A 22,637-nucleotide genomic window follows, 5' to 3' on the forward strand; every position below is an offset into this window, starting at 1 on the left:
CAGCGTAGCGGGGTTCGGGTAAGAAGTGAATACGAATTCAAAAATTGAAACTAGAATCAGAACATGGCCTATAAACGCTCTGCATTGATGGAAGAACGCCTGGCGGGCGCCCGTGAACGGATCCTGCTGGCCACCCGCGAGCTGGTCGCCACCGGCGGCTGGCGCAACGCCCCGGTGACCGCCGTGGCGACCCAGGCGGGGGTGTCCACCGGCCTGATCTATCGCCATTTCCCGTCCAAGGCCGAGTTGTTCGTGGAGGTGCTCAACGCCGCGGTGGCCCACGAGGTCGCGATCATGGAGCGCATCGCCAGCGGCCCGGAGGTGGCCAGCGAGCGCCTGCGGCTGGCGATCACCGCCTTCGTCCGCCGCGCCCTGGCCGGGCCGGGGCTGGCGCACGCCTTCATCGTCGAGCCGGTCGATCCGGACGTGGAAGCCGAGCGCATGCGCGGTCGTCGCGCGTTCGGCGACGTGTTCCTGCGGCTGGTGGAGGAGGGCGTAGCGGCCGGCGAGCTGCCGGTGCAGGACGCGCATGTGGCCGCCGCCTGCCTGGTCGGTGCCTTCACCGAGGCGATGGTCGGCCCGACCGCGCCCAGCCGCGAAGCGCACCGCGACGAAGACGCGCTGGTGGATGCGATCTGCAGCTTCTGCCTGCGCGCGATCGGTGCCCCGGTGATTCGGTAGCGCCGACCGCTGGCCGGCTTCTGTTGCCGGGGTCAGATCCCCCGGCATGCTGCGCCGCACCAGCAGTGACGCCTGTTGTCGCACGCAAAGCGCGTTCTATACTCGGTCCATCACGCAGTCGCTCAGCCGTGGTCCAACGACTATCAGCCAGGGGTAACGAAGAGTGCGGAATTACGATCTGGAGTTCCTGAAACGCTTCTCCATGGTGATCGCGCTGCTGGCGACCATCACCCTCGGCCTCATCCTCCTTGCCGCCTACATCCACACCCGGATTCCGCCCGAGGTGTCGCCGACCGCGGCCAAACGCACCGAACAGCGCATCTCGCCCACCGGCGCGGTCTATGCCGGCAGCACCGGCGCCGCCGCGCAGGCCGCCGCCAAGGCTGCCGCGCTGGCCAAGGCCGCGTCGCAGGTGGCTTACGGCGGCACCAAGGATGGCAAGGTGATCTTCGACAACCTGTGCACCGCCTGCCACACCAATGGCGTGGGCATGGCGCCGACGCTGGACCATTCGCACTGGGACAAGCGCATCGCGCAGGGCAAGGACACCCTCTACAAGCACGCCATCGAGGGCTATACCGGCCCCGACGGCGGCATCATGCCGCCCAAGGGCGGCAACCCGGCCCTGACCGAAGAACAGATCCACGCCACCGTGGACTGGATGCTGGGCAACCTGAAATAACCGGTGGTGCCGGTCGCTGGCCGGCAACCGCGCATCGCACGAAGGTCTTGGGGCTGCCGGCCACCGGCCGGCACGACCCCGGCTTTGCCCGCCGAGGCCTGATCGCCCCTATGCCCCCGCTGCGCAGGCGGGGTTTCGCATTTCAGGGTTAGTCTGTGCGCCCTCTTCCAAGGAATCGTCCGTCGATGCGCCGCCGCTCCCTCGCCCTTGCCCTGTCCCTGCTGCTGCCGGCCGGCGCCTTCGCCCAGGCCCTGCCACAGGCCGCACCGGCCGCGACCACCCCTGCCGCGGGTAGCAGCGCCACCGTGGTGCTGACCGCCGCGCCGGCCGACTGGCGCGCGCTGGATGGCCAGCGCGTGCGCATCGCCGCACCGCTGACCCTGGCCGGTACCGATGGCCTGGAACGCTTCGGCCAGCTCACCGTGGCCTTCGATGGCCGCCTCTGGCAGCCGACCGAAGTGGCCGCGCCGGGTACTGCCGGCTACGAGCAGGTGATGGCCGACAACCAGCGTCGCCGCCTGGTGCTTGACGATGGCAGCGATGCCCGCGACCCGGCCAGCGTGGCCTACCTGCCGGGCAACCCGGTGCTGCGCACCGGCATGCAGCTGCGCAACGTGGAGGGCATCGTGCGCGTGGACGCGCAGGGCCACCCGCGCCTGCAGGTCGAGGGGGCGCTGAAACTGCCGGAACTCAAGCGCCCGGCGGTGCCGACGGTACCGGGCAGCCTGCACGTGGCGGCCTTCAACCTGGAGAACTTCTTCAACGGTGATGGCCAGGGCGGTGGCTTCCCGACCCTGCGCGGTGCGCGCACGCTGGACGAGCACAAAGCGCAGGTGGTCAAGCTGGTCACCACGGTCAATGCGTTGGGCGCCGATGTCGCCGCACTGATGGAGCTGGAGAACGATGGCTACGGCCCGCAGTCGGCCATCGCCGAACTGGTCGATGCGCTCAACCGAGACCGCGGCGCGCAGGGTGACTGGCGCTTCGTCGACGCGGGCACCGGCCCCGGCGACAACCCGATCCGGGTCGGCATCATCTACCGCAGCACGCGCCTGCAGCCGGTCGGCAAGCCGGCCACGCTGACCGGCGGCCCGTTCGTCGAGCACAGCCGCGTACCGCTGGCGCAGGCCTTCCAGGGCAAGCACGGCGCGCCGTTCGTGGTGGTTGCCAACCACTTCAAGTCGAAGGGCTGCCGTGACGCGGCCGGTGCCGACGCCGACCGCAACGACAACCAGGGCTGCTGGAACGCCACCCGGGTGACTTCGGCGCAGCAGCTGCACGCCTGGCTGCAGACCGATCCGACCGGTACCGGCGCCAAGGACGCGGTGCTGCTGGGTGACTTCAACGCCTACGCGATGGAAGACCCGATCCGCACCCTGCATGACCTGGGCTGGCAGGACGCGTTCAAGGTCGCCAAGGTCGAGCACCCCTACAGCTATGTCTACAACGGCTACACCGGCCGCCTCGACCACGCGCTGCTGAACCCGGGCATGGCCAAGCGCCTGCGCGGCGCCGCCGAATGGCACAGCAATGCCGACGAACAGGACGCCAGCGGCTACCAGGGCCGCAACGTGCAGGGCCCGTGGCGCAGCTCCGACCACGACCCGCTGCTGCTGGGTTTTGACAGATAAGGTTCGCCGAGGATCTGCTCTGGTAGCGACCTTGATCGGCACGGATGCTGCCGTTGCTTTTGATCTACCAGTCCGCCTTCAAGCGAGCCGAGCATCGCAGGTGAATCAGGGGCGAAGAGGCGCCGATGTCTGAGCGCAGCGAGTTCGGCGCCGTCCCCTGATTCACCGAGAAGCGCAGGGTACCGGTGCACAGCACCGGCTCGCGGCTGGCGGCGCGTTTCTTTTGGTTACTTTTCTTTTCGCGCGAAAAGAAAAGTGACATCCCACCGCGGGCGCGGAAATGGTCCGCCGCAACCAGCGCTCACCCCCAGGCGATCAACCCGATCGCCAGCACCGCCAGCGCCAGTCCGGCGCGGTTCCACTTCGTGGTGGCCTCGCCGAAGGCGAACACGCCCACCAGCGCGCCCAGCACCACCACGCCGATGTTCATGCCGGCGAACACGGTGGCCGGGCTCTCCGGCATCGCCTGGTGCGCGTGCACATAGAAAAGAATGTTGCCGCCGTTGAGCAGGCCCAGCAGCGCGCCCGCGCCCAGGTTGCGCCAGGCCAACCGGCTGCGGCCACTGGCGTGCCGCCACAGCTGCAATGCCAGCATCAGCACGAAGGCGACGCTGAAGCTGGCCAGCACCGCCGCCATCGAGGGCGTGCCGGACAGCGCGACCTGCTTGAGCAGCACGTCCACCACCGCGAACCCGGCCCATACGCCCAGCAACCATCCCCAGCCACCGGGCGAAGACGCCACCGCCGGGCCGCGTGGACGCAGGCTGATTGCCACCATCGCCAGCAGGCCCAGGCCGAGCCCGGCCAGCTTCCATGGCGTGGCGGTCTGGCCGAAGAACAGGAACGCGGCGGCCAATGACAGCAGCAGCGACAAGCGCTGTGCCACGTCGCTGCGGACGATGCCGGCCACCGCCACCGCGCGGCCCAGCACCAGGAAGATTGATGGCAGCACCACCGCCAGTGCCAGCAGCGACAGCCACGGGGCATGCGGCGCGCGCAGCGCATCTAGCGGCGGCTGCAGCACCACGGCGGTGAGCGTTGCCGCCACCAGATAGTTCCAGGTGACCATCTGCGCAACATCCAGCTGGCGGCGTCCAGCGACCTTCAACAACACCGAAACCAGCACGCTGCAGATCACGGCCAAGGACAGGTAGAGCATGGGGCGGGCACAGGGCAGGGGCGGGGGACGGTATCATGGTGCCATGCACAAGCCCTCGTTCCCCGTCGCCCCCGGCGAAACCGCCTGCCTTGAACTGGACGGCCCGGCCGGCCCGCTGGAAGTGGTCGTCGACCTGCCCAAGGCCGATGTGCCGGTGCAGCCGATCGTGGCCATCGTCTGCCATCCGTTGTCCACCGAGGGTGGCACCCTGCACAACAAGGTGGTCACCATGACCGCCACCACCCTGCGCGAGCTGGGCATCACCACGGTGCGCTTCAACTTCCGCAGCGTTGGCGGTTCGGCCGGCACCTTCGATGGCGGCGTGGGCGAGCAGGATGACCTGAAGGCCGTCGCCGCCTGGGTGCAGAGCCAACGCCCCGACGACCGCCTGTGGCTGGCCGGTTTCAGCTTCGGCGCGTTCGTGTCGTTGAAGGCGGCTGCCGCGCTGCAGCCGGAAGCGCTGATCTCGATCGCGCCGCCGGCCGGTCGCTGGGATTTCGATGGCATCGCGCCGCCGGCCCGCTGGCTGGTGATCCAGGGCGAGCAGGACGAGATCGTCGATCCGCAGGCCGTCTACCAGTGGCTGGACACGCTGGACGTCCCGCACGAGCTGGTGCGCATGCCCGAGACCAGCCACTTCTTCCACCGCAAGCTGATCGACCTGCGCGGCGCGCTGACCCACGGCGTGAAGCATTGGCTGGGCGCGGCGGCATGAGTGCAACCGAGTTGACCCCGTCGCAGCGGTACGCGGAAGGGGTTGCCCGTGGCGACTGGCAGAACGACCCGGCCCAGCACGCGGCGCTGGCCGAACTGGACCGCATCCACCTGGGCCTGCTGGACAGTGCCGAGGACGGCTGGCTGGACCGCCTGTCCTGGTTCTGGAAGAAGCCCGAGCCGGTGAAGGGCCTGTACTTCTGGGGCGGCGTCGGCCGTGGCAAGACCTTCCTGGTCGACCTGTTCTACGACGGCCTGCCGATCAAGCAGAAGTACCGCACGCATTTCCACCGCTTCATGCGCAGCGTCCACGAGCGCCTGCGCGAGCACCAGGGGCAGAGCGATCCGCTGGCGAAGATCGCCCAGGAGTGGCGCAGCAACCTGCGGGTGCTGGTGCTGGACGAATTCTTCGTCACCGACATCGGCGATGCGATGCTGCTGGCGCGGTTGCTCGAACGACTGTTCGCCGAAGGCGTGACCCTGGTCACCACCTCCAACACGGCGGTGGAGAACCTGTACCTCAATGGCCTGCAGCGTGAGAGCTTCCTGCCGGCCATCGGCCTGCTGCAGCGCTTCTGCGTCGAGCTGTACGCCGAGGGTACCGAGGATTACCGGATGCGCGCGCTGACCCGCTCGCCGGTGTACCGCGCACCGCTGGCGGCCGACAGTGATGAGTGGCTGGCCACGCGCTGGAACGAACTGAGCGGCGGCCAGCCGGCCAAGCCCGGCAACATCGAGATCGAAGGCCGCAAGATCCCGGTGCGCGGCCGTGGCAAGAGCATCGCCTGGTTCGATTTCGCCGCGTTGTGCGAAGGCCCGCGTGGCCCGTCGGATTACATCGAGATCGCCCACGAGTTCAACACCGTGCTGCTGGGCGGCATCCCCGCCTTCGACCGTTTGAACGAAGATGCCGCGCGCCGCTTCGTCAACCTGATCGACGAACTGTACGACCGCCACGTCAACCTGGTCTGCACCGCCAGCACCTCGCCGATCGAGCTGTACACCGGCCAGCGCCTGCAGGGCGCGTTCGAGCGCACCGCCTCGCGCCTGATCGAGATGCAGAGCGCCGAGTACCTGGGTACCCCGCACCGGGCGTGAGGGGTGCCGCGGCTTGTAGAGCCGAGCCCATGCTCGGCTGCTTCTGCTGGCCGGCATCTGCTCGATGCCTTCAAGGGCGATGATGTTGCCGGCCAGCGGCCGGCATTAACCGATGCAGGCGGGGGCGTCGGCTGGGCAAAAAGCGTCAACGACTATCGCTTTAAGACTTGCCTGATAGTTCACCGGGTGGGGTCGGCCTAGCATGGCCGTCATCGCCTGACGTCGCGTGCCTGTGCCGCAACGGGGCCCCACCGAACGGGAACTGCCATGAACGCTCTTCTTTCGAAGCGGCGCGGGAATCTGTTGGCCTGGAAATGGCTGGCTGCCGCCGCGCTGCTCGGCCCGGCTGTGCCGCTGCAGGCGTCCACCTTCGCCCTGCAGAGCAATACGGTGATCCTGGAGGAGCGCGAGGGACGTACCGCGTTCAACATCAGCAATCCCGGCAGCGAGCCGATCCTGCTGCTGAGCAGCGTGGACGACCTGGACGGCCAGCCGATGGCCGGCAACATCCTGGTGACCCCGGCGGTGACCCGCATCGACCCGGGCCAGAGCCAGATCGTCAACTTCACGCTGAAGAAGGGCACGGTGCTGGATCGCGAATACATGCTGCGGGCGTCGTTCGAAGGTGTCACCCAGAAGAGCGAGCGCGGCATGCGCATGCCGATCCGCCAGCAGATCGGCTTCATCCTGCAGCCGCGTGCGGTTGCCGTTGCAGCGCGTCCCTGGCAGGACCTGCGGTTCTCCATCGATGGCGATCAGTTGACCGTCCGCAATAGTGGACCCCATGTGATCCGGATCGGCCCCGAGCTGCGCCTGCAGCCCTCCGCCGCGTTGGGTGTGCTGCCGCATCCCTACCTGATGCCGGGCGAAACACGTGTGCTGACCCTGGCGGGTGAAGTGGGCGGCAGCTACGGGCACGTCGAAATCGTGCCGCTGAGCCGCTATGGCTTCGCCAAGGACAAGGAACAACTGCCGCTGCAGCCGTGAGCGCGCGGCGATGACTCCACCTGCATGCAAGGACCCCACCCATGAGGCAGCCGCCGTCATTGGCGCCGGTTGCCGCCCTGGTGATCGGCGCGGGAGGAATGAGTAGCGCCACCGGAGTTGCCGCACAGGAGGTGCAGTTCGACCTCAAGCAGCTGGAGCGCAATGGCGTCTCGGCCGACGTTGCACGCTTCTTTGCACGCCGGGCCGGCTTTCTGCCAGGCGTGCACCAGGTTGACGCCAGTGTTAACGGCATGCGTCGCGAGCCGCTGCAGGTGCGTTTCGATGCTCAGGGTGAGCCTTGTTTCTCCGCCGAAGTGCTGGCGCAGCTGGGCCTGAAACAGGACGACCCGGAGCAGATCTGCGCGCCGCTGCAGCAGATCCATCCCGGTACCCGGGTCGAGCTTCGGCCAGGCAGTGCGCGGATGGATCTGGTCGTGCCGGCCACGGCCCTGCGCGACAGCAGCGCGGGCGGTGCCTTTCAGCGTGGCGGCAGTGCCCTGGTTCTCAACTACGACGTTTTCTCCCAACGCGTGCAGCGACGCACGGGCAATGACCATTCTTTGAGTGCACGCATGGAACTGGGATTCAATACCGCCAACTGGGCCGTACGCAGCCGCGGCGACTATGCACGGCGTCGCTCGCAAAGCCGCTACGTGCAGCAGGAAACCTATGCCCAGCGTGCGCTGGAGCGTGCCTCGGCGTTGTTCCAGGCGGGCCAGCTGAGCCTGGCCTCGGAAGGCTTCGGTGGCACTCCGGTGGTGGGGGCACAGCTGTTCTCCGATGACATGCAGCGCCAGGCCAGCCGCCTCAGCGTGCCGATCGAGGGCATCGCCGACAGCCATGCGGTGGTGGAAGTGCGCCAGCGCGGCAGCGTCGTGCATCGCAGCGTGGTGGCGCCAGGTGTCTATTCGATCAGCGACATCGCCGTGACCAGCCGTGGTACGGACCTCAATGTGGAAGTCCGGGAAGAGGACGGGCGCACGACCCGCTATCGGGTACCGGCACCGATGGATGTGCCGGAGGCCGATGCCGCGCCAGCCTTCCAGCTTGGGGTGGGGCGCTACCGTGCCCGCGATGGCGTGCACCTGCAGGGCAATGCTCCCTGGCTGGTCCACGCCGGGGGCGCCATGCAGCTGCACGCTGATACCCGTGTCAGCACGTCGCTGTTGCTTGCCCGTGGCTACCAGGGATTGGCGGCACAGTCCGGCTTCAGCCTTGGGTCGCGCAGCATCTGGGGCGTGGGGGCGCGTTTCTCGCATGCCGCGCAATGGGGCTTCGGCCACGAGCTGCAGCTGCAGGGCAATGCCAGCTTCGACAATGGACTCAGCCTCGGAGCGTCCTGGCAGCGCCGCAGCGCTGCGTTCGCAACGCTGGAAGACACGTTGTCGCTGCGCGATACCCGGCCGTGGCCGTGCGAACCCTGGACCTTGCCGGAAGCCTGCGCTTCGCGCAGCGAGCGGCTGCAGCAATCGCTGTCGGCCTCGGTGGGCTGGTCCAGCGCTACCTGGGGCGCGTTCTCCTACACGTTCTGGCAGAGCCACTATGGCGGCGATGTTGGCCGCGGGCAGACGCTGTCTGCGTCACGCCGGTTCGGTCGGGTCAACGTCAACCTGACCCTGCAGCATGCGCAGGGGCGGGGCAGCGCCGCGTTCGTCAATCTGCAGATTCCGTTGGGACGCGGCAGTGTCAGTGCCCGTGCCTACCGCTATGAAGATGCGTCGCGCAACCTGGGGGCCAGTTTCCAGAGCCGCACCGCGGGTGGCCTGGCCTACAACGTGGATGCGTCGCACAGCGGTTCGCAGCAGCGGTTGGCGGTCGCGGCCAGCCAGCGCACCGCGTATGGCGCATTCAATGCGGGGGTTTCGCATATCCAGGGCCAGGCCCAGACCCAATATCTGGCCGCCAGCGGCGGTGTAGCGCTGGCCTCGGGGCGCACGTTGGCGTTTTCCAGCTCGCGCATTGGTGACACCTTTGCCGTGGTCCGGATTCCACGTGTGGCCGGGATCGGCCTGAGCGGCGCCGGCAGTGCCACCACCTCCGTGCTGGGTACGGCGGTATTGCCGTCGATCACCCCGTACCGGCGAACCCGGTTGCAGCTGGAGGGGCGCACGCTGCCGCTGAACCAGCGCTTTGCCAGTACCACGCTTGATCTGGCGCTGGCGCGCGGCGCCGTCGCCACCCACACCATCAGTGCGCACCCGGTGCGCCAGCTGCTGCTGACCGTGCGCACCCGCGGCGGCGAACTGGCGCGGGTGGGTACCGCGCTGTACTCCGCCGAAGGCGACTTCATTGGCACCGTGATCGGCCAGGGCAACGCGATCCTGGACAACGAACAGATCGGCAAGCCGGTGCTGCTGGACGATGCCAGCGGTCGCTGTGAAGTGCACTACAGCGTGCCGGCCCGGTTCGATCCCGCGCGCCCCTACGAGGCGTCCGAAGGACGTTGCCTGTGACGGCCTCATTCCAGCGCCGCGAACGCGCGGTGTCCGTATTGCCGGTGGCGACCTTGGTCGCTCCGCCAATGGATCGTCGCCGCAGACGATCCCCTCATCCCCCTCCAACCTGGGAGTTTCCACACCATGAGTAAAGTCCAGCTTTCCCTTGCCGCAACCGCGCTGGCACTGCTGTCGGCCGGTGCCGTGCACGCAGAACCCATCGCGCCCTCGACCCTGAAGGTCACCGGCAGCCTGGATGTACCGGCCTGCCTGGTCACCGCCGGCGATGACGGCGTGTATGACTACGGCAGCCTGGGCCCGGGCGATATCCGCACCGGCACCACCTACAACGTGCTTCCTGCCATCAGCAAGGCCTGGAAGATCGAATGCGAAGGCGACACCTACCTGACCTTCAAGGTGACCGACAACGCCGCCGCGTCGGCCAGTGCGGTGGACTCGTCCTACTTCGGCATGGGTAACGTCAACGGCACCGGCAAGCTGGGCTACTACACGGTGACCATGCGCAACCCGAAGGTGAATGGCACCGCATCCAACGTGTTCACCACCAACACCACCGCCATTACCCGTGCGGCCACGGCGCCGTTGCGGCATAGCAGCTACACCATGGGCTGGGCGCAGACGGCGGCCAACCTGCAGCAGATCGGCCGCGTGTTCGAGACCGATCTGGATGTGGTCGCCAACCTTGCCGGCAGCCAGACCATGGGCGGCCCCATCACCGAGGACGCGAAGCTGGAAGGCTCGCTGACCCTGAACTTCGCCTACGGCCTGTAAGGAGGCTCCCATGCGTACCACTATGATCCGCTCCTCGCTCGCGCTGGCCCTGCTGTCGGCCTGCGGCATGGCCTCTGCTGCCATTGCGCCCAAGGACCTGGAGGTGACCGGCACGGTGAAGACGCCGACCTGCGTGGTCAGTTCCGACAAGGATGGCGTCTACGACTATGGCAAGGTCAACGCCAGCCTCATCCCGACCACGGGCTATCTCACGTTGTCCACCATCGACCAGGTGTGGACGGTGGATTGCGGCAGTGGCAAGACCTTCATGTCCTTCCAGGTCGTCGACAACCGCGAGGCCTCCAGCTCCAGCGTCAGCTCGCAGAACTTCGGGCTGGGCGCGGTGGCGGGCTTCCCCACCAGCAAGCTGGGTTACTTCACGGTGACCCTGAACGGGGCCAAGGTCGACCAGGCCAACGTCAACGTGCTGCGCGGGACCAAGGGCGCGGCCTCCGGCACCGGTGCCGCCAGCACCTTCCTGGACAAGACCCTGTCGCACAGCTGGACCACCTCGGGCACGACCGGTGCCCTGCCGCTCAGCGGCAGCGTGTTCTCGATGGGCTTGCGGGTCAGCGCCTTCGTCGCCAGTGAAACGGTGCGCGGTGCGCCGATCACCGAAGGAACGCCGCTGGATGGCAACCTGACACTGAACTACGCCTTCGGTCTTTGACGGCAATGCCGGGGCAGGTGCAACGCCTGCCCCGGCTGCTGTCGGCCACCCCGCCGTCCTCTGGCAGGCCGAAAGTCACCCGTCCACCTGATTCCCACCGGCTGCCCACCACCTATCCACAGGGTTGTCCCTAGCCAGTTTCATCACTGTCATGTGAAGCTGTCATTGTTCCGTTTCCGCGGTGCGTTGTACCACCGCAATGACGCTTTCGGGCTTGACTGCGCAGCCCGTTCCGGCAGGTCTGAAGCGTCTGATCCGGGCGCCGATGGCACGATCCTTGCGGCGCAAGGGATTGCCGAATTTCACTACATTTGGCGTTGACGGACCCCATTACCCCCACTATCTTGTGGCCGTCGGTCGCAGCAACCCCAATTCCAGGGGGTGCCCGGGGTACCCATCCGCGATCGTCAACGGCAGTGGCAGGCGCAGGGTCTCATCCCCTGCGACGCCGTCCTGCCATCCTGGGCTGTCATGTCCCGGGCTGCGTCACCCGATGCATCGAGCACCCCCAATCACGCCAAGAGGACACACGCCGTGAGCACCGAATCCAGCGCCACCATCGAGAAGGAAAGCGAATTCCTGTTGACGTCGCCGCCGACGGCCAACGCGATGAGTGTGACCAAGCGCAATGGGACCACCGAACTGGTGGACCTGAACAAGATCGTGCGTGCGGTGCAGCGTTCCTCCGAAGGCCTGCACGCCGTCGATCCGATGCGCGTGGCCACCCGTACCATTTCCGGCCTGTACAACGGTGCCACCACCCGCGAGCTGGACGAACTGTCCATCCGCACCGCCGCCCTGCTGATCGGTGAAGAGCCCGAGTACGGCCGCCTGGCTGCGCGCCTGCTGGCCAACTACATCGCCAAGGAAGTCTCGGGCCAGGAAATCTACGCCTTCTCGCAGTCGGTCAGCCGTGGCCATGAAGTCGGCCTGATCAACGACCGCCTGCTGAACTTCGTGCAGACCAATGCACGCAAGCTCAACGACGCCATCGACGGCGCGCTGGACCTGAACTTCGATTACTTCGGCCTGCGCACCCTGTACGACCGTTACCTGCTGCGCCACCCGCACACCCGCAAGGTGATCGAGACCCCGCAGCAGTTCTTCCTGCGCATCGCCAGCGCGCTGAGCGAGGACGTGTCCGAGACCCTGGCGCTGTACAAGCGCATGGGCAACCTGGACTACCTGCCGTCCAGCCCGACCCTGTTCAATTCCGGCACCACCCACGAGCAGCTGTCCTCGTGCTTCCTGCTGGACTCGCCGCAGGACTCGCTGGAGTCGATCTATTCCAAGTACGGCGACATCGCCCAGCTGTCGAAGTTCTCCGGCGGCATCGGCGTCAGCTACACCCGCGTGCGTTCGCGTGGTTCGCTGATCAAGTCGACCAACGGCCACTCCAACGGCATCGTGCCGTGGCTGAAGACCATGGATTCGTCGGTGGCCGCGGTGAACCAGGGCGGCAAGCGCAAGGGCGCGGCCTGTGTGTACCTGGAAACCTGGCACGCCGACATCGAGGACTTCCTCGAACTGCGCGACAACACCGGTGACGAAGCCCGCCGTGCGCACAACCTGAACCTGGCCAACTGGGTGCCGGACCTGTTCATGAAGCGCGTCGAGGCCGACCAGGAATGGTCGCTGTTCGATCCGCGCGTCGTGCCGGAGTTCACTGACCTGTTCGGCGAAGCCTTCGAGCAGGCCTACCTGCAGGCCGAAGCCCAGGGCAAGGCCAACCGCACCATCTCCGCGCGCAAGCTGTATGCCCGCATGATGCGTACGCTGGCCGAGACCGGCAACGGCTGGATGACTTTCAAGGACAAGTGCAACCGCGCCAGCAACCAGACCCTGCGCGCCGGCAACGTGATCCACCTGTCGAACCTGTGCACGGAAATCCTGGAAGTCACGTCCAACGATGAAACCGCGGTGTGCAACCTGGGTTCGATCAACCTGGGCAACCACTTCGACGAGCACAACGAGTTCGACTTCGAGAAGCTGGCCGAGACCGTGCGCCTGGCCGTGCGCCAGCTCGACCGCGTCATCGACCTGAACTTCTACCCGATCGAAACCGCCCGCCGCGCCAACCTGCGCTGGCGTCCGGTCGGCCTGGGCTGCATGGGCCTGCAGGACGTGTTCTTCCGCAAGCGCCTGCCGTTCGACAGCGCCGAAGCCCGTGCCCTGTCGAAGAAGATTGCCGAAGCGATCTACTTCCACGCGCTGGAAACCTCCTGCGAGCTGGCCCAGGAACGCGGCAAGCACCCGTCGTTCAACGACACTCGCGCCGCCGGTGGCGAACTGCAGTTCGACGCCTGGAACGTGGTGCCGGAAGACGCCGAGCGCTGGGATGCCCTGCGTGCCCGCATCAAGGAACACGGCCTGCGCAACTCGCTGATGATCGCGATTGCCCCGACCGCGACCATCGCCTCGATCGCCGGCTGCTACGAGTGCGTCGAGCCGCAGGTATCCAACCTGTTCAAGCGCGAGACCTTGTCCGGTGACTTCCTGCAGGTCAACCGCTACCTGGTCAACGAGCTGAAGAAGCTGGGCCTGTGGACGCCGGAAATGCGCGATGCCATCAAGCTGGCCGAAGGCTCCATCGCGGGCGTGGCACAGATTCCGGAAACGCTGCGCGAGGTTTACCGCACCGCGTGGGAACTGCCGATGCGTTCGCTGATCGACATGGCCGCCGAGCGTGGCGCCTTCATCGACCAGTCGGCCTCGCTCAACCTGTTCATGGAAAGCCCGAACATCGGCGCGATGTCCTCCATGTACATGTACGCCTGGAAGCAGGGCATCAAGACCACCTACTACCTGCGTTCGCGCCCGGCCACCAAGATCGCCAAGACCACGGTCAGCGCTGCGGCCCCGGCCAAGGTGTTCAGCCCGGACGAAGCCATCGCCTGCTCGCTGGAAAACCCGGAAGCCTGCGAGGCCTGCCAGTAAGAGCGGCACCGCCGCGCGGTAGTGCCGGCCGCTGGCCGGCAACCCCGGCCAACGATCATCACCCACGGTAGCGCCGGGCCATGCCCGGCGGCTCACCCAGGAATTCAAGGAAACACCCATGGCCGACAAGCCCAAGCAGATGCTGCTCGATCCCGGTTTTGAACTGACCCTGCGCCCGATGCGCTACCCGCAGTTCTATGACATGTACCGGAATGCGATCAAGAACACCTGGACGGTGGAAGAGATCAACTTCCAGATCGACATCACCGACCTGCACAGCAAGATGTCGCCGGGTGAGCGCCACCTGATCCACCGCCTGGTCGCGTTCTTCGCCACCGGCGACTCGATCGTCTCCAACAACCTGGTGCTGAACCTGTACCAGCACTTGAACGCGCCCGAAGCGCGCATGTACCTGTCGCGCCAGCTGTATGAAGAAGCGCTGCACGTGCAGTTCTACCTGACCCTGCTCGACAACTACCTGCCGGATCCGGAAGAGCGCGTCAAAGCCTTCGCCGCGGTGGAGAACATCGACTCGATCAAGAAGAAGGCCGATTTCTGCTTCAAGTGGATCGACTCGATCCAGGACCTGAAGCGCATCGAGACCCGTGCCGAGCGTCGCCAGTTCCTGCTCAACCAGATCTGCTTCGCTGCGTGCATCGAAGGCCTGTTCTTCTTCGCCGCCTTCGCCTACGTGTACTACTTCCGTTCGCGCGGCCTGCTGCCGGGCCTGGCTTCGGGCACCAACTGGGTGTTCCGCGACGAGAGCGCGCACATGGAGTTCGCGTTCGAGTCGGTGCGCGTGGTGCGTGAGGAAGAGCCGGACCTGTTCGACGACGAGATGAAGCAGCAGGTCTACGACATGCTGGCCGAAGCCATTGAATGCGAAGTGCAGTTCGCCGAGGACGTGCTGTCCGGCGGCGTGGCCGGCATCTCGACCCGCGACATGCGCCAGTACCTGCAGCACTGCGCCGACCAGCACTTCGCCAAGCTGGGCATGGAAAAGAAGTACAACGTGCGCAACCCGCTGCCGTTCATGGAACTGCAGGACGTGCAGGAGCTGACCAACTTCTTCGAACGCCGCGTCTCGGCCTACCAGGTCGGCGTGCAGGGCGAAGTCGCCTTCGACATGAACTTCTGATCGAACCGGTCAGCTCTGTCGCAACGAACAACCCCGGCCAACGCCGGGGTTTTTCGTTTCTGTAGCGTCGAGCCATGCTCGACTCTACAAAGTGTCAGCGCCGCCCTTCCACCGCCATGCGCACCGCCAGCCCGGCCAGTACCGTGCCCATCAGCCAGCGCTGCACCACCTGCCAGGTCGGGCGCGCGGCCAGGAAGCCGGCGATGCTGCCAGCGGTCAGCGCGATCATGCCGTTCACGGTCACACTCACCGCGATCTGGGTGGAACCCAGCACGATCGACTGCATCAGCACGCTGCCTTCGCCGTCCGGATGCAGGAACTGGGGCAGCAGTGACAGATACATCACCGCCACTTTCGGGTTCAGCAGATTGGTCAGGAAGCCCATCGTGAACAGTTTGCGCGGGCTGTCCTGCGGCAGGTCACGCACTGCGAACGGCGAACGGCCGCCCGGCTTCAGTGCCTGCCAGGCCAGGTACAGCAGGTACAGCGCGCCACCGATGCGCAGCGCGTCGTAGGCGAACGGTACGGTCATCAGCAGCGCGGTGATGCCCAGTGCCGCACACAGCATGTAGAACACGAAGCCCAGCGCCACACCGCCCAGCGAGATCAGCCCTGCGACCGGCCCCTGGCAGATCGAGCGCGAGATGACGTAGATCATGTTCGGCCCGGGCGTGAGCACCATCGCCAGCGAAACCAGCGCAAAGGCCAGGAGGTCGGAAGGTGCGGGCATGGGCGGTCCAGGCAGTGGGCGTGGCGCAGTGTAGCGCCGCCTGCACGGGGCCTGGCTTAAAATTGCCGGACCCCACACCGAAGCACCCCCATGACCCCGATCCCCGAGACCGTGCCGCCCACCGAAGTGCGCATGGCCGAAATCGTCTTCCCCAACCACACCAACCACCTGGGCACCCTGTTCGGTGGCCAGGCATTGGCATGGATGGACAAGGCCGCCTTCCTGGCCGCCGCCCGCTATTCGCGCCGCACCGTGGTGACCGCGCGCAGCGACCAGGTCGACTTCAAGCTGCCGATCCGCATCGGCCAGATGGTGGAAACCATCGGCCGCATCGTCGAAGTCGGCCGCAGCTCGATGAAGGTCGAGGTCGAACTGGTCGCCGAAGACCTGCACAGCGGCGAGCGCAAGCTGTGCACCCGCGGCCACTTCGTGATGATCGCGCTGGACGAGGAAGGCCACCCGATCGCGGTGCCGTCGCTGCCGGCGGCCTGAGCCCGCCGGCTGAACCGGCGCTTGCAGGGGCGCTTGCGCGCCCCCATCTGGCAGCCATGACCCCGCTGCTGACCGACTTCATCGACCGCGCCCAGCGCTTGTTCGTGCTGACCGGCGCTGGTTGCAGTACCGCCTCGGGCATTCCCGATTACCGCGATACCGACGGCCAGTGGAAACGCACGCCGCCGGTGACCTACCAGGCCTTCATGGGCGAGGCGGCCACCCGCCAGCGCTACTGGGCGCGCAGCCTGCTCGGCTGGCCACGCTTCGGCCTGGCCCGGCCCAACGGCACCCACCAGGCGCTGGCCGCGCTGGAACGCCGCGGCACGCTGCAGGTCCTGCTGACCCAGAACGTGGACGGCCTGCACCAGCGTGCCGGCAGCCACAATGTGATCGACCTGCATGGCCGCCTGGACCGGGTGCGCTGCATGGGCTGCGAGCGCCGCAGCGGCCGCGAGGAGTTCCAGCAGCGGCTGCTGGACGCCAATCCCGGCTGGGATGCGCTGGAGGCCGGTATCGCCCCCGATGGCGATGCCGACCTGGAGACCGATTTCTCCACGTTCGTGGTGCCCGATTGCGCCTGCTGCGGCGGCCTGTTGAAGCCGGATGTGGTGTTCTTCGGCGAAAACGTGCCGCGCGAACGCGTGGCCGCGGTGCACGATCACCTGCAGCAGGCCGACGCCGTGCTGGTGGTGGGCTCGTCGCTGATGGTCTATTCCGGCTTCCGCTTCGTGCAGGCCGCGGCCAGGGCAGGGTTGCCGGTGGCGGCATTGAACCGTGGCCGCACCCGCGCCGACGACCTGCTGCAGTTCAAGGACGAGCGGGACTGCGCTGAAGCGCTGGCTGGATGGGCTTCGTGTTGAGCCGAGCCCACGCCCGGCTGAAGTAGATCGCACGAAACAGCGATCCATCCAGGCGGTTGATCCGGGAGCCGCGCAGCGGTGCAATACGCACCCTCCATCCGCCTGTCCCCCGCATCGCCGTGACCCAGCTGTTTTCGCCGATCTCGTTCGGCCCCCTGACCCTGTCCAACCGCATCGTGATCGCGCCGATGTGCCAGTACTCCGCCGAAGACGGCCGCGCCAGCGACTGGCACGCCATGCACCTGGGCAACCTGGCGCAGTCCGGCGCCGGCCTGCTGATCCTGGAAGCCACCGCGGTCGAACCGCGCGGCCGCATCAGCTGGGCCGACCTGGGCCTGTGGGACGACGGTACCGAGGCCGCGCTGGCGCAGGTGCTGACCAGCGTCCGCCGCTGGTCGCCGATGCCGCTGGGCATCCAGCTGGGCCATGCCGGCCGCAAGGCCTCGGTGAACCGTCCGTGGGACGGCGGTGGCCAGCTGCCGGCCGACGATGCGCGTGGCTGGGCCACCGTGGCGCCGTCGCCGCTGCCGTTCCATGCGGCAGACCCGGCACCGCAGGAACTGGACGAGGCCGGCATTGCCGAGGTCATCGCCGCCTTCGCCGCCAGTGCGGTGCGTGCCGAGCGCCTGGGCTTCGAGCTGATCGAGCTGCATGCCGCGCACGGTTACCTGCTGCACCAGTTCCTGTCGCCGCTGAGCAACCGCCGCACCGACGGCTACGGTGGCTCGCTGCCGAACCGCTTGCGCCTGCTGGTGGAGGTGTTCGATGCGGTGCGTGCGGCGGTGTCCGACAAGGTCGCCGTGGGCGTGCGCATTTCCGCCAGCGACTGGGTCGAGGGTGGCTGGGACCTGGTGCAGAGCGAGGCGCTGGCACAGGTGCTGGACGCGCGCGGCTGCAATTTCCTGCATGTCTCCAGCGGCGGCCTGGACGAGCGCCAGAAGATCACCGTCGGCCCCGGTTACCAGGTGCCGTTCGCCGCGGCGATCAAGGCCAAGGTGCGCATGCCGGTGATCGCGGTGGGCATGATCACCGAACCGGAACAGGCCGAGTCGATTCTGCGCCACCGCCACGCCGATGCCGTGGCCCTGGCGCGCGGCATCCTCTACGACCCGCGTTGGCCGTGGCACGCTGCCGCAGCATTGCGCGACAGCGTGGACGCTGCGCCCCAGTACCTGCGCTGTGAGCCACGCGATGCGCGCGGCGTGTTCAAGGCGCGCTGACGCAATCTGCGAGCGCATTGTGACGCTTCAGGATGCAGGGGATCTACGCGGCGGCGAGTTGCGGCATAGCCTGTCGCAACGAACTAGGAATGATTGCGGATACCACTTTATGTGAATGACACCTCATTGCGCTGGGTGCGGACATTGCAACGTTGAGCTGCACACACGGTTGTGCAGCCAATGGAGAAACGCAATGAAACCCATGATGCTGGTTGTTCTGCTCTCGGCTTTCTCACTGCCTCTATCAATGCCTGCCGTCGCAGGTGATGACGTGGCGAGTGTCACCGGGGCGGAGAATGTCTCGCTCATGCACGCCCCTGTGAACTCGCGGGGGCGGCTTGATCTTCACATGATCGAGCTCTCTCCCGAATCCCCACTGATGTTGCTTTCACCCCTTGCGCGCAAGCAGTTTGTCGATTCGCTGGTGTTTGGAGATCGGGGACTGGCCAGCTTCAGCTACGAGCCCATCGTCTCCGAACTGAGTGCAGGTGAAGCCTATCGGCTCCTGTCACTCTTCGGGGCACAGCGCGCAATTGTGCACATCCCGGGATTGCGGCAGGAGTCGGAAGCGGATCATGTGGTCGTGCAGTCGGCCAATCCAAACCCGGTATTCGAAGATTATCCGGGCTACGCCTGTTCAGGGCGTGCGACCTGTTCAACCTCCATGAGCAGCATCTGCATGTCGAGTTGCTGATCGCATGATTGGTCGCATGCTGCTTTGGTGTTTGCTGCTGCCCACAAGTACGTGGGCAGCAACTCCAGTAGACGCTCAACTGCGTGAAATGGACCGGGAGATGTTGGCCGCTGGCGCTTCAGACCGAGTCGAGAAGCTGGTGGATGGCTATTCGTCATGGGAGTCTTCCAGATCATCAGGGGATGGTTGCGGCAGTTTGAGCAATCTGGATCTTGAGGCCGCGTTCCGCGCCAGCTTCTACATCTCAATGTACGTTGGAGACGAGAAATGGCTTGGCAAGGTCCGATGCATTCATGCAGAACTGGGGCGGAGAGGTATTGCCACAGAGACAACGCACCGGAAAATGCACGCGGTTCTGGTGCAGGTTCGACATTTTGCTGAGGCCAATGCGCTGCGTGAGATGGCGTCATTGCGTGTAGATGAACTTCCCGAGATAGAGCGGAACGCGCCTGGCCAGCAGGGCGTTCTCCACCCTCTTGCGAGTGGAAAGCTGGAATGGCGGGGGTGGACGTACAGGGAGGGATTGGAGGTGGTCGCCTATGTCAGTCCGGCATGCGCTCCCTCGCGACGCGCGATGCACGTGATCATGAACGAACCAGAATGGACATGGATTCGATCCAGCGTGCGCTTTGTCGTGCGTCGATCTCCTGCATGGCCGCAGCCGGGTGTCAGCGAGTGGAACAGAAGCAATCCCTCTCATCCCATGTTGCTCCAAGCGGGGCCCGCGGGCTGGAAAGAACTGGATGTCCATGAAACTCCGGTATTCCATGTTTTCAGGAATGGGCAGCGCCTGCGCACCCTGACAGGATGGGCAGAGGCCAGTGCTCACCTGATGAGCCTGAAGGAGAGTTTCTGACCGCGAAGGCCCTCCGCTCTTCCCCGTCACACCCGCCAGGCCGGCGCGATGCCAGCCTGCAGATGCTCGAACAGCGCGCGGATCTTGGCGGTGAAGTCGCGGCGGTCGCTGACGCAGAAATAGACCTCCATCGGCTCCGGGCGCCACGCCGTGTCGGCGCCGAACACCGGCGTCAGGCGGCCATCGCGCAGGTACGGCTCGGCCACGAACGCGGCCAGCCGGGTGATGCCGGCACCGGCCGCCGCCAGCGACGCCAGCGCATCGATGTCATCGCAGACCATGCTCGGCGGCAGCGCGGCGTCCACGCGCTGGCCCTCCTTCAGCAGGCCCCAGCGCAGCGGCCGGCCATCGGTGGGGAAGCGGTGCAGCAGCCCGCGATGGCTGCCCAGTTCCGAGGGTTCCTGCGGCGTGCCATGGGCCTTCAGGTAGGTTGGCGAGGCACAGAACACGAACGGCACGCGCGCCAGCTGCCGCGCGACCACGCCATCCTCCAGCTGCGCCCCGATGCGGATGCTGGCATCCACCGCTTCCGGGCCATGCTGCACGGCGCGGTCGGTCAGGCGCAGCTCCAGCTGCAGTTGCGGATAGCGTTTCTGCAGTGAAGGCAGCAAGGGGGCAAGCACGTGGCGACCGAAGGCGCTGCTGCTGGCGATGCGCAGCGGCCCGGCCGGCTCGATGTCACCGGCAGTGACCATCGCCTGCGCACGCGCCAGGTCGGCTTCGATGTGGCGCACCTGCGCCAGGTACAGCGCGCCGGCCTCGCTGAGGGCCAGCTGGCGCGTACTTCGGTTCAGCAGCCGTACGCCCAGATGCGCTTCCAGCCGGTTGATGTTCTGGCCGACTGCGGTGGCGCTGATGCCAAGGATGCGGGCCGCGGCGGCAATGCTGCCGGTCTCTGCGGTGCGGGTGAAGCTGCGGATCAGTTGCAACAGGTTCATGACCGACCAGCTTGCCACGGGGAGTCCCAAGTATCGCTTGGGACTGAACCAAGCAGGTCGGTTGCATCGGTGACCATCGATCCATCGGGCAGGGCGCTGCCCTACACTCGGGCGATGCGCCCCGATTCCATCCTCACCCTGTCCTGCCCCGACCGTACCGGCATCGTCTATCGCGTGTCCGGCCTGCTGTTCGACCGCGGCTGCAACATCCTCGACGCCCAGCAGTTCGGCGACGAGGAAAGCGGTCGCTTCTTCCTGCGCGTGCATTTCGACCGTGACGCCGGCCTGCCGCTGGAGACTGTGCATGCCGCCATGGCCACGCTTGCCGAAGGCTTCGGCATGGACTGGCAGCTGCATGATGGCCGCCGTCGCGCACGCCTTCTGGTGTTGGTCAGCAAGCAGGGGCACTGCCTCAACGATCTGCTGTTCCGTGCCCACAGCGGGCAGCTGAAGGTCGACATCGCGGCAGTGGCGTCCAACCACGCCGACTTCGCGCCATTGGCCGCGTCCTACCAGGTACCGTTCCACCACCTGCCGGTGACCGCCGATACGCGTGCGGTGCAGGAACAACAGATCATCGACCTGGTCGAGCGCGAGCGCATCGATCTGGTGGTACTGGCGCGTTACATGCAGATCCTGTCACCCACGCTGTGCCGCGCGCTGGCCGGCCGTGCGATCAACATCCACCACAGCTTCCTGCCCAGCTTCAAGGGCGCGCAGCCGTACCACCAGGCGCACGCGCGCGGGGTCAAGATCATCGGCGCCACCGCGCATTACGTTACCGAGGATCTGGACGAAGGCCCGATCATCGAACAGGACGTGGCCCGCGTGGACCACGCGATGGCACCGCGCGAGCTGGTGCGGCTGGGCAGCGATACCGAATCGCTGGTGCTGGCACGCGCGGTTCGCCGCCATGTGGAGCACCGCATCCTGCTCAACGGGCACCGAACGGTGGTGTTCCGGTAATCGCCCATCCCGCGTCCGCCGGGCATGGCCCGGCGCTACCACGGGTGCTATCCGGTAGTGCCGGCCGCTGGCCGGCAACTGCAGAGATCCCGAGGTTGCCGGCCAGTGGCCGGCACTACCGAATCCTGATTTCATCCAATGAAAAGCCCCCGGTTCGGCCGTCCCGCGATCTGTAGGGGGCGTAGTTTGGGGGCTGGATGAATCGATTGTGTTGTCGTGGGCAGGAGCGCGCAAGCGGCATAAGCGACGTGCGCGGTAGCGCCGGGCCATGCCCGGCGGTCACGCCTCAGGCGATCGCGATCCCCGCCTTGCCCAGCGCTTCGCGCACCATCGCGTCGTTGGCTTCGGTCACCGGCCGGGTCAGGTCCCACAGGAACTTCACCCGGAAGCCGGACTTCACCGCGTCCTGCGCGCTCCACAGCACGCAGTAGTCACGGGCCAGGCCGCACACGTGCACTTCGCGGATGCGCCGCTCGTGCAGCCAGCCGGCCAGGCCGGTGGCCGGGCGCTCGCCATCGGGGCCGTGGTTCTCGCGGAAGGCGCTGTACGAATCCACCTGTTGGCGCGTGCCCTTGCGCAGGATCACGTCGGCCACCGTCCAGTCCACGCCCGGGTGCAGCGCGGCACCGGCGCTGCCCTGCACGCAGTGGTCGGGCCACAAGGTCTGTGGCTGTGCATGCAGCAGGATGGTCTCAAACGGGCGCTGGCCAGGGTGCTGGCTGGCAAACGAGGCATGGTCGGCCGGGTGCCAGTCCTGGGTCGCCACCACGGTGCGGTAGCGACGCTGTGCCAGCAGGTCGGCAATCGGTGCCACCAGCGCATCGCCCTGGTCGCAGGCCAGCGCACCGCCGGGCATGAAGTCCGGCTGCAGGTCGATCACCAGCAGGGCGACATCGGCGGGCAGGGCGGTCATGGCAGGTCCGGTACAACAGAAGGGGCGACCAGCGTGGCCGC

General features: G+C 66.6%; 21 protein-coding genes. 17 read left to right on the top strand and 4 right to left on the bottom strand.

Annotated features, from left to right (window positions below; translation table 11 throughout):
• Positions 1-63: 63 nt before the first annotated feature.
• From ACZK1G_RS00940 to ACZK1G_RS00950, 3 genes are all read left to right on the top strand, one after another.
• Complete coding sequence (locus tag ACZK1G_RS00940) at positions 64-681, top strand: TetR/AcrR family transcriptional regulator (RefSeq protein ID WP_101764721.1); 618 nt, start codon at positions 64-66, stop codon at positions 679-681.
• A gap of 163 nt (positions 682-844) precedes the next feature.
• Entirely contained in the window at positions 845-1,363 is a 519-nt protein-coding gene (locus tag ACZK1G_RS00945; RefSeq protein ID WP_014035592.1) for a c-type cytochrome, read from the top strand.
• Positions 1,364-1,548: 185 nt separating this feature from the next.
• On the top strand, positions 1,549-2,994 hold the full coding sequence (locus tag ACZK1G_RS00950) for an ExeM/NucH family extracellular endonuclease (protein WP_101764722.1): 1,446 nt from the start codon (positions 1,549-1,551) through the stop codon (positions 2,992-2,994).
• 301 nt (positions 2,995-3,295) lie between these two features.
• Here ACZK1G_RS00950 and ACZK1G_RS00955 read toward each other — a convergent pair whose 3' ends face one another.
• Positions 3,296-4,153: an EamA family transporter gene (locus ACZK1G_RS00955; protein ID WP_101764723.1), complete on the bottom strand. Its 858-nt coding sequence runs from the start codon at positions 4,151-4,153 to the stop codon at positions 3,296-3,298.
• Between the two features lie 43 nt (positions 4,154-4,196).
• Between ACZK1G_RS00955 and ACZK1G_RS00960 the strand changes: the two genes are divergently transcribed.
• From ACZK1G_RS00960 to ACZK1G_RS00995, 8 genes are all read left to right on the top strand, one after another.
• Positions 4,197-4,868, top strand: a complete 672-nt coding sequence (locus tag ACZK1G_RS00960; RefSeq protein WP_101764724.1) for an alpha/beta hydrolase — start codon at positions 4,197-4,199, stop codon at positions 4,866-4,868.
• Positions 4,865-5,965: a cell division protein ZapE gene (zapE, locus tag ACZK1G_RS00965; RefSeq protein ID WP_478447934.1), complete on the top strand. Its 1,101-nt coding sequence runs from the start codon at positions 4,865-4,867 to the stop codon at positions 5,963-5,965. The genes ACZK1G_RS00960 and zapE overlap by 4 nt, the downstream gene beginning before the upstream one ends.
• 267 nt (positions 5,966-6,232) lie before the next feature.
• The gene (locus ACZK1G_RS00970) at positions 6,233-6,952 is read left to right on the top strand and encodes a fimbria/pilus chaperone family protein (protein WP_101764725.1); all 720 of its coding nucleotides are present in this window, start codon (positions 6,233-6,235) and stop codon (positions 6,950-6,952) included.
• 41 nt (positions 6,953-6,993) lie between these two features.
• Entirely contained in the window at positions 6,994-9,405 is a 2,412-nt protein-coding gene (locus ACZK1G_RS00975; protein WP_101764726.1) for a fimbria/pilus outer membrane usher protein, read from the top strand.
• A gap of 126 nt (positions 9,406-9,531) precedes the next feature.
• The gene (locus tag ACZK1G_RS00980; RefSeq protein WP_101764727.1) at positions 9,532-10,179 is read left to right on the top strand and encodes a DUF1120 domain-containing protein; all 648 of its coding nucleotides are present in this window, start codon (positions 9,532-9,534) and stop codon (positions 10,177-10,179) included.
• Positions 10,180-10,189: 10 nt separating this feature from the next.
• Positions 10,190-10,849, top strand: a complete 660-nt coding sequence (locus ACZK1G_RS00985) for a DUF1120 domain-containing protein (RefSeq protein ID WP_101764728.1) — start codon at positions 10,190-10,192, stop codon at positions 10,847-10,849.
• Between the two features lie 534 nt (positions 10,850-11,383).
• Positions 11,384-13,786: a ribonucleoside-diphosphate reductase subunit alpha gene (locus tag ACZK1G_RS00990; RefSeq protein ID WP_075675636.1), complete on the top strand. Its 2,403-nt coding sequence runs from the start codon at positions 11,384-11,386 to the stop codon at positions 13,784-13,786.
• A 118-nt stretch (positions 13,787-13,904) separates the two neighbouring features.
• Positions 13,905-14,924, top strand: coding sequence for a ribonucleotide-diphosphate reductase subunit beta (locus ACZK1G_RS00995; RefSeq protein WP_008264781.1), 1,020 nt, complete (start codon positions 13,905-13,907; stop codon positions 14,922-14,924).
• A 94-nt stretch (positions 14,925-15,018) separates the two neighbouring features.
• Here the strand turns inward: ACZK1G_RS00995 and ACZK1G_RS01000 are convergent, their stop codons facing one another.
• Positions 15,019-15,654: a LysE family translocator gene (locus ACZK1G_RS01000; RefSeq protein WP_101764729.1), complete on the bottom strand. Its 636-nt coding sequence runs from the start codon at positions 15,652-15,654 to the stop codon at positions 15,019-15,021.
• A gap of 90 nt (positions 15,655-15,744) precedes the next feature.
• Here ACZK1G_RS01000 and ACZK1G_RS01005 point away from each other — a divergent pair, with 90 nt between their 5' ends.
• The 5 genes from ACZK1G_RS01005 to ACZK1G_RS01025 all read left to right on the top strand — a co-directional run bounded on the left by ACZK1G_RS01005 (position 15,745) and on the right by ACZK1G_RS01025 (position 19,779).
• Entirely contained in the window at positions 15,745-16,146 is a 402-nt protein-coding gene (locus tag ACZK1G_RS01005; protein WP_101764730.1) for an acyl-CoA thioesterase, read from the top strand.
• A 56-nt stretch (positions 16,147-16,202) separates the two neighbouring features.
• Positions 16,203-17,009, top strand: coding sequence for an NAD-dependent protein deacetylase (locus ACZK1G_RS01010; RefSeq protein ID WP_101764731.1), 807 nt, complete (start codon positions 16,203-16,205; stop codon positions 17,007-17,009).
• A 119-nt stretch (positions 17,010-17,128) separates the two neighbouring features.
• Positions 17,129-18,229, top strand: coding sequence for an NADH:flavin oxidoreductase/NADH oxidase (locus ACZK1G_RS01015; protein ID WP_101764732.1), 1,101 nt, complete (start codon positions 17,129-17,131; stop codon positions 18,227-18,229).
• Between the two features lie 193 nt (positions 18,230-18,422).
• Positions 18,423-18,923: a hypothetical protein gene (locus tag ACZK1G_RS01020; RefSeq protein WP_101764733.1), complete on the top strand. Its 501-nt coding sequence runs from the start codon at positions 18,423-18,425 to the stop codon at positions 18,921-18,923.
• A 100-nt stretch (positions 18,924-19,023) separates the two neighbouring features.
• Positions 19,024-19,779 carry a hypothetical protein gene (locus tag ACZK1G_RS01025; RefSeq protein ID WP_147416463.1) on the top strand — a complete coding sequence of 252 codons (756 nt, stop codon included), beginning with the start codon at positions 19,024-19,026 and terminating at the stop codon, positions 19,777-19,779.
• 26 nt (positions 19,780-19,805) lie between these two features.
• Here the strand turns inward: ACZK1G_RS01025 and ACZK1G_RS01030 are convergent, their stop codons facing one another.
• The gene (locus ACZK1G_RS01030) at positions 19,806-20,717 is read right to left on the bottom strand and encodes a LysR family transcriptional regulator (RefSeq protein WP_101764734.1); all 912 of its coding nucleotides are present in this window, start codon (positions 20,715-20,717) and stop codon (positions 19,806-19,808) included.
• Between the two features lie 114 nt (positions 20,718-20,831).
• Between ACZK1G_RS01030 and purU the strand changes: the two genes are divergently transcribed.
• Positions 20,832-21,683 carry a formyltetrahydrofolate deformylase gene (gene purU, locus ACZK1G_RS01035; RefSeq protein ID WP_101764735.1) on the top strand — a complete coding sequence of 284 codons (852 nt, stop codon included), beginning with the start codon at positions 20,832-20,834 and terminating at the stop codon, positions 21,681-21,683.
• 286 nt (positions 21,684-21,969) lie between these two features.
• Here the strand turns inward: purU and pncA are convergent, their stop codons facing one another.
• Positions 21,970-22,596 (bottom strand): bifunctional nicotinamidase/pyrazinamidase, encoded by a 627-nt coding sequence (pncA, locus tag ACZK1G_RS01040; RefSeq protein WP_101764736.1) that lies wholly within the window; start codon positions 22,594-22,596, stop codon positions 21,970-21,972.
• Between the last annotated feature and the right edge of the window lie 41 nt (positions 22,597-22,637).

The sequence above is a fragment of the Stenotrophomonas sp. 109824_Sma genome, assembly GCF_056480025.1.

Coding starts and splice junctions, on each gene's coding strand:
- ACZK1G_RS00940 (WP_101764721.1), top strand. CDS start 64: ATGGCCTATAAACGCTCTGCATTGATGGAAGAACGCCTGGCGGGCGCC.
- zapE (WP_478447934.1), top strand. CDS start 4,865: ATGAGTGCAACCGAGTTGACCCCGTCGCAGCGGTACGCGGAAGGGGTT.
- ACZK1G_RS01010 (WP_101764731.1), top strand. CDS start 16,203: ATGACCCCGCTGCTGACCGACTTCATCGACCGCGCCCAGCGCTTGTTC.
- pncA (WP_101764736.1), bottom strand. CDS start 22,596: ATGACCGCCCTGCCCGCCGATGTCGCCCTGCTGGTGATCGACCTGCAG.
- ACZK1G_RS01020 (WP_101764733.1), top strand. CDS start 18,423: ATGAAACCCATGATGCTGGTTGTTCTGCTCTCGGCTTTCTCACTGCCT.
- ACZK1G_RS01000 (WP_101764729.1), bottom strand. CDS start 15,654: ATGCCCGCACCTTCCGACCTCCTGGCCTTTGCGCTGGTTTCGCTGGCG.
- ACZK1G_RS01005 (WP_101764730.1), top strand. CDS start 15,745: ATGACCCCGATCCCCGAGACCGTGCCGCCCACCGAAGTGCGCATGGCC.
- ACZK1G_RS00975 (WP_101764726.1), top strand. CDS start 6,994: ATGAGGCAGCCGCCGTCATTGGCGCCGGTTGCCGCCCTGGTGATCGGC.
- ACZK1G_RS00995 (WP_008264781.1), top strand. CDS start 13,905: ATGGCCGACAAGCCCAAGCAGATGCTGCTCGATCCCGGTTTTGAACTG.
- ACZK1G_RS00955 (WP_101764723.1), bottom strand. CDS start 4,153: ATGCTCTACCTGTCCTTGGCCGTGATCTGCAGCGTGCTGGTTTCGGTG.
- ACZK1G_RS01030 (WP_101764734.1), bottom strand. CDS start 20,717: ATGAACCTGTTGCAACTGATCCGCAGCTTCACCCGCACCGCAGAGACC.
- ACZK1G_RS00960 (WP_101764724.1), top strand. CDS start 4,197: ATGCACAAGCCCTCGTTCCCCGTCGCCCCCGGCGAAACCGCCTGCCTT.
- ACZK1G_RS00980 (WP_101764727.1), top strand. CDS start 9,532: ATGAGTAAAGTCCAGCTTTCCCTTGCCGCAACCGCGCTGGCACTGCTG.
- ACZK1G_RS00985 (WP_101764728.1), top strand. CDS start 10,190: ATGCGTACCACTATGATCCGCTCCTCGCTCGCGCTGGCCCTGCTGTCG.
- ACZK1G_RS01025 (WP_147416463.1), top strand. CDS start 19,024: ATGTTGGCCGCTGGCGCTTCAGACCGAGTCGAGAAGCTGGTGGATGGC.
- ACZK1G_RS00970 (WP_101764725.1), top strand. CDS start 6,233: ATGAACGCTCTTCTTTCGAAGCGGCGCGGGAATCTGTTGGCCTGGAAA.
- purU (WP_101764735.1), top strand. CDS start 20,832: ATGCGCCCCGATTCCATCCTCACCCTGTCCTGCCCCGACCGTACCGGC.
- ACZK1G_RS00950 (WP_101764722.1), top strand. CDS start 1,549: ATGCGCCGCCGCTCCCTCGCCCTTGCCCTGTCCCTGCTGCTGCCGGCC.